7 protein-coding genes are annotated in these 5,079 nt (G+C 37.1%); 3 read left to right on the top strand and 4 right to left on the bottom strand.

Annotated features, from left to right (window positions below; translation table 11 throughout):
• Positions 1-894 (bottom strand): asparagine synthase (glutamine-hydrolyzing) (gene asnB / locus AC1DJR_RS16935; RefSeq protein ID WP_477003080.1); only part of this gene is annotated, 894 nt, incomplete at its 3' end.
• A gap of 242 nt (positions 895-1,136) precedes the next feature.
• On the opposite strand from asnB, the gene AC1DJR_RS16930 reads away from it, so the two are divergent.
• Positions 1,137-1,691, top strand: coding sequence for a DUF2777 domain-containing protein (locus AC1DJR_RS16930; protein ID WP_002140810.1), 555 nt, complete (start codon positions 1,137-1,139; stop codon positions 1,689-1,691).
• 57 nt (positions 1,692-1,748) lie between these two features.
• Here AC1DJR_RS16930 and AC1DJR_RS16925 read toward each other — a convergent pair whose 3' ends face one another.
• Positions 1,749-2,114 carry a YisL family protein gene (locus AC1DJR_RS16925; protein ID WP_002087025.1) on the bottom strand — a complete coding sequence of 122 codons (366 nt, stop codon included), beginning with the start codon at positions 2,112-2,114 and terminating at the stop codon, positions 1,749-1,751.
• 150 nt (positions 2,115-2,264) lie between these two features.
• Here AC1DJR_RS16925 and rocD point away from each other — a divergent pair, with 150 nt between their 5' ends.
• Together rocD and AC1DJR_RS16915 are read left to right on the top strand one after the other, a co-directional pair.
• Positions 2,265-3,455: an ornithine aminotransferase gene (gene rocD, locus AC1DJR_RS16920; RefSeq protein WP_000616665.1), complete on the top strand. Its 1,191-nt coding sequence runs from the start codon at positions 2,265-2,267 to the stop codon at positions 3,453-3,455.
• Between the two features lie 106 nt (positions 3,456-3,561).
• Positions 3,562-3,846, top strand: a complete 285-nt coding sequence (locus tag AC1DJR_RS16915) for a hypothetical protein (protein WP_477003079.1) — start codon at positions 3,562-3,564, stop codon at positions 3,844-3,846.
• A 34-nt stretch (positions 3,847-3,880) separates the two neighbouring features.
• Here the strand turns inward: AC1DJR_RS16915 and AC1DJR_RS16910 are convergent, their stop codons facing one another.
• Positions 3,881-4,780 (bottom strand): fumarylacetoacetate hydrolase family protein, encoded by a 900-nt coding sequence (locus AC1DJR_RS16910; protein ID WP_410589395.1) that lies wholly within the window; start codon positions 4,778-4,780, stop codon positions 3,881-3,883.
• A gap of 172 nt (positions 4,781-4,952) precedes the next feature.
• Positions 4,953-5,079 (bottom strand): zinc ribbon domain-containing protein (locus tag AC1DJR_RS16905; protein ID WP_477003081.1); only part of this gene is annotated, 127 nt, incomplete at its 5' end.

Raw genomic sequence — 5,079 nt, 5'->3', positions numbered from 1 at the left:
ATCTTCATAGTCAACAGAATACGTGTGCAATTGACCTTTCCCTGATCTTTCATACTCTTTYGCRGCWATTGCTGTGATARCACTTGAATCTACACCTCCTGATAAAAAAGTGCATAGTGGTACGTCAGAAACTAATTGTCTCGTAATCGCATCTTGTAATAAAAAACGAGTTTTCTCTACTGTTTCTTCAAATGAATCTTCATGTTTTTTACTTTCTACATTCCAATATCTCCATATGCATAAACCGTCTTTTGAGAACGTCATTGCATGACCCGGACGCAGTTCTTGAATACCAGCATATACACCGTGACCAGGCGTTCTAGATGGTCCGAGGCCAAATATTTCTGACAACCCTTCTAACGTTACTTCCGCCTTCACATCTGGATGCGCTAGTATCGCTTTTAACTCTGAACCAAATAATAATCGTCCGCTATCATATTTATAAAAAAGCGGTTTTACACCTAATCGATCTCTGGCAATAAAGACTCGTTCATTTTTCTCATCCCATACTGCAAACGCATATATACCGTTTAAATGATCGACACATTCTTCTTTCCATTCAATATAAGATGCCAATAGTACTTCTGTATCGGAATGCCCTTTAAATGTATAACCTCTTCTTAATAACTCTTTGCGAATATCTTCTGTATTGTAGAGCTCTCCGTTATAGCAAATCGCATAACTCGTTTCGTCTTTTAAACAAGTCATGGGTTGTTTACCACCTTCAGGATCTACAACGATTAACCGTTTATGCCCAAATGCGACGTTCCCTTTAATCCAAACTTTATTATCATCTGGACCGCGTTTCGCTAGCGTTTCCGCCATCTTCGTCACGATGTCCCTTTCCCCTTCTAATGAGCGTTTATAATCCACCCATCCTGTAATCCCGCACATAAGAATCATCCTTCCTAATCTAATATCTGTTTCTGAACGTGCAGTAACCCCCACCCTATGAGTGCGGATACATAAAAACAACAAACTTGACGATAACTAACTATCCACATATGGAATAGCAGTTTCACAGTGTAAAGCGTGTTTTATTGTATGCCCATCTATCTTTAGGTGTGTCTAGTTATAAAGAACGTACGAACTGTCCATAACAAGAATAACTATTTCTATAAAAGGAGAAATGAACTATGATACAACGCAAACATATTTTGTATAACCAACCGCGCGCTCATACAGTCGGTAATGTAGAATATATAAACAAAGAATGGGTATTCTTTGATGATGAAAATGATGAGGCTTTTCTATTAGAAGATATTGCTGAAGATGGTTTTGAAATTTTATATAACAACAATTGGCTACCAGCTCGTTTTTATGAACAAGATATATTACAAATTGCAAATGAACAACATTCTCTCCAAAACGGGGAAATGATACGAATTCGAAAAAAATTACTTCTTAGCTATAATGAATGGCTTGAGGAATTACCTGACTCTGTCTTTACATTATTAACCGAATCATTGCAATCACTTAATTACTCTTTATATGATTGCATGTATTGTCATAATTATTTATCCTTCTTGCCAAAAGAGGAAGCATGCGAAGGAGTAAATATTCTTTTATTCGATAACGACGAAATGATTTGTACATTGCAGCATCATTTTGTACGCCACTCTTCCTCTAATAAAAATATTTTGCGATTTACGAAAGTAAACGGAGAAGAGTTGCATATTGATGCGACATAAAATAAAAACCACCTTATCTCCCAAATATTTGAGATCATAAGGTGGTTTTATTTTTTATTAGAATACTTTCCAACCAATCGGTAATTTCAGTCCAAGGTAAAATACCGCTACTAGTGCAACAATAAATAATCCCCAAAATGCCCCTGTTGCTTTGTTCTTGCTCATTTTCACAAGAACCATTTCCATTCCAGCGATTACTAATATACCAGCTAGCATTTTCATGCCGTACCACATGTGCATGCTACCTGTTGCCGTCTTCACAATACTCATGTACAACATGAAACCTGTCACAATAATGATGATATACATAAGGCGAAGCCCCATATGTACACCTTTACCTTTTCTTCCTGCTGAATAAAGTGAATACGCAACGAAGAATAAAATTAATCCTAACGCCCATGCTGTAATATGCATATGTACCATCGTATCCCTGCCTCCTCTTTTTCACACTTTTTCACTCTATATGATAACATGTTCATATATTTTCAGGAAATGTTTCGCTTTTTTATATTTAAATGCTATAATATTTAGAGTATTTACAAACTTCTTGTAATAACAAAAGGGGGAACAATCATGATTCAAACTAAGGATATTATCGAACTTACAGACACATACGGGGCAAATAACTACCATCCACTTCCAATCGTTATTTCTAAAGCAGAAGGCGTTTGGGTAGAAGATCCTGAAGGAAACCGCTATATGGACTTATTAAGTGCATATTCTGCAGTAAACCAAGGTCATCGTCATCCAAAAATCATTAACGCTTTAATTGACCAAGCTAATCGAGTTACGTTAACTTCTCGTGCTTTCCATAGCGATCAATTAGGTCCTTGGTACGAAAAAGTTGCGAAACTAACAAATAAAAATATGGTACTTCCTATGAATACAGGYGCAGAGGCTGTTGAAACTGCAATTAAAACAGCTCGTCGCTGGGCTTATGATGTGAAAAAGGTAGAAGCAAACCGTGCAGAAATCATCGTTTGTGAAGATAACTTCCACGGACGTACAATGGGTGCTGTTTCTATGTCATCAAACGAAGAGTACAAGCGCGGCTTCGGTCCAATGCTTCCTGGCATTATTGTAATTCCTTATGGTGATTTAGAAGCGTTAAAAGCTGCGATTACACCAAATACAGCTGCATTCATTTTAGAGCCAATCCAAGGTGAAGCAGGAATTAACATTCCACCAGCTGGTTTCTTACAAGAAGCTTTTGAAGTATGTAAAAAAGAAAACGTTTTATTCGTAGCAGATGAAATCCAAACAGGCTTAGGCCGTACGGGTAAAGTATTTGCTTGCGACTGGGACAATGTAACTCCTGACATGTACATACTTGGTAAAGCACTTGGCGGCGGCGTATTCCCAATCTCTTGTGTTGCAGCAAACAGCGACATTTTAGGTGTATTCGAGCCAGGTTCTCACGGTTCTACATTCGGTGGTAACCCACTTGCATGTGCTGTTTCTATTGCAGCTCTTGAAGTATTAGAAGAAGAAAAATTAACAGAGCGTTCTCTTCAATTAGGAGAAAAACTAGTTGGGCAATTAAAAGAAATTGATAAYCCAATGATTACTGACATTCGCGGTAAAGGTTTATTCATCGGTATCGAATTAAACGAGCCAGCTCGTCCTTACTGTGAACAACTAAAAGCAGCTGGTCTATTATGTAAAGAAACACACGAAAACGTAATTCGTATTGCACCACCTCTAGTAATCTCTGAAGAAGATTTAGAGTGGGCGTTCCAAAAAATTAAAGCTGTACTATCTTAATYATAGTGAGGTTGTCCTAAATATAGGACAACCTCTTTCTTTTTTTAGTAGTTTATCGTAAAATAAAATTGAATATTCTGTTTTTCGTTWAAAAGGGGGTAACTGTATGCTATTGAAATACGGTAAACACATTAACAATTTAGCTACAATTTTTATTTCTATGACATTCATCGGCTTCATATTATCTACAACTTTACTCAGTCATTATTCAACTCCTAATACATTCACACTACTCAAAACATCATTTTGGGCTGCTGTTTTCCTTACAATTATCGGTTTTGGCCGTGAGAGAAGCRCACTTGCAGTTATGCTAATTGGAATTTGTACTTTAGCATTAATCGGATTGTATATTTTCGCCATCATAGATTACTCCGTTAATCCACGCCCATAGAAAAGAGCTATCTTTTCACAAGATAGCTCTTTTTTCATTTCACTATATTTCTTAACGTACCAATTCCCTCTACTGTAATAACAACTTCATCACCAGCATGTAAAAACTTCGGTGGTGTAAAACCTTTACCAACACCAGCTGGTGTCCCTGTTGCAATGATATCTCCTGGCTCTAATGTCATGCCTTTACTTATAGTTGAAATAATTTCTTCTACTGAAAAAATCATTTCTCTCGTATTTGAAGTTTGCCTTACTTCTCCATTTACCACTGTTTCAATGTGTAATGCATTCGGCGTTCTAACCATCGATTTATGAATTAAATACGGTCCCATCGGACAAAAYGTATCRAARCTTTTCCCTAGGAAAAACTGTTTATGCTTCCTTTGAATATCCCGAGCAGTTACATCATTTATAACTGTATATCCAAAAACATGCTCAAGCGCTTTTTCTATTTTTATTTGTTTCCCTCGCTTACCGATAACGATTGCTAGTTCACCTTCGTAATCAAGTTCATCCGTTGCATGAGGATGCCCATTAATTTTCTCATTTATACCAATAACTGTTGTTGGTGCTTTCGTAAAGATCATTATATTTTCAGGAATAGACTCTACTCCGCCCATTTCCACTGCATGCTCACGATAGTTTTTTCCAACGCACAAAATATTCTTTCTCGGCCTTGGAATCGGTGCTAATATTTTCACCTCTGTTAACGGATAATACGCCGCTTCTCCGTTTTCCTTCGCCCAATTTACAATTTCACATACTTTCGCGAGGCATTCACTTCCTCTTTCAATACACTCTAACATTGTAATTGGGATTGTAACCTTTTCACCTTTTTGTCTTTGCGCTTCTCTTAAATGTARTACYTTTTCTTCCTCTTCATCMACAATACCWACAAATACCTTYTCTTCTTTCTTCGCCGTTACAAAACGCAAYATTYCCACTCTCCATCCTAAAACTCATACCGATACGATAAACTTAACTAAATCTATACAATTCAATCAAATTTACACAAGTTAGTGCTTCAAAGTGTTCTCGCAACCCCGAAGGGACGAGGGGTATAACACTCCACACGAGGCAGTATCGTTACCTCCTATTATCAAGCATTTATTTTACCCATCTTGATAAATTTATCGAAGCATTTAAATCTCTATCGTGATGGCTATTGCACCCAACACAACGCCACTCACGTATTTTTAAACTCCACTGTCCTTCTGGTTGAACTGAATGGTCG

This window comes from Bacillus sp. 05T31, from assembly GCF_056396725.1.
The sequence above is the reverse complement of the archived record's forward strand: the minus strand, read 5'-3'. Positions and strand labels throughout refer to the sequence as shown.

What these genes read in the sequence shown, in the direction of transcription:
- AC1DJR_RS16925 (WP_002087025.1), bottom strand. Translation starts at nt 2,114, where the DNA reads ATGGTACATATGCATATTACAGCATGGGCGTTAGGATTAATTTTATTC.
- AC1DJR_RS16930 (WP_002140810.1), top strand. Translation starts at nt 1,137, where the DNA reads ATGATACAACGCAAACATATTTTGTATAACCAACCGCGCGCTCATACA.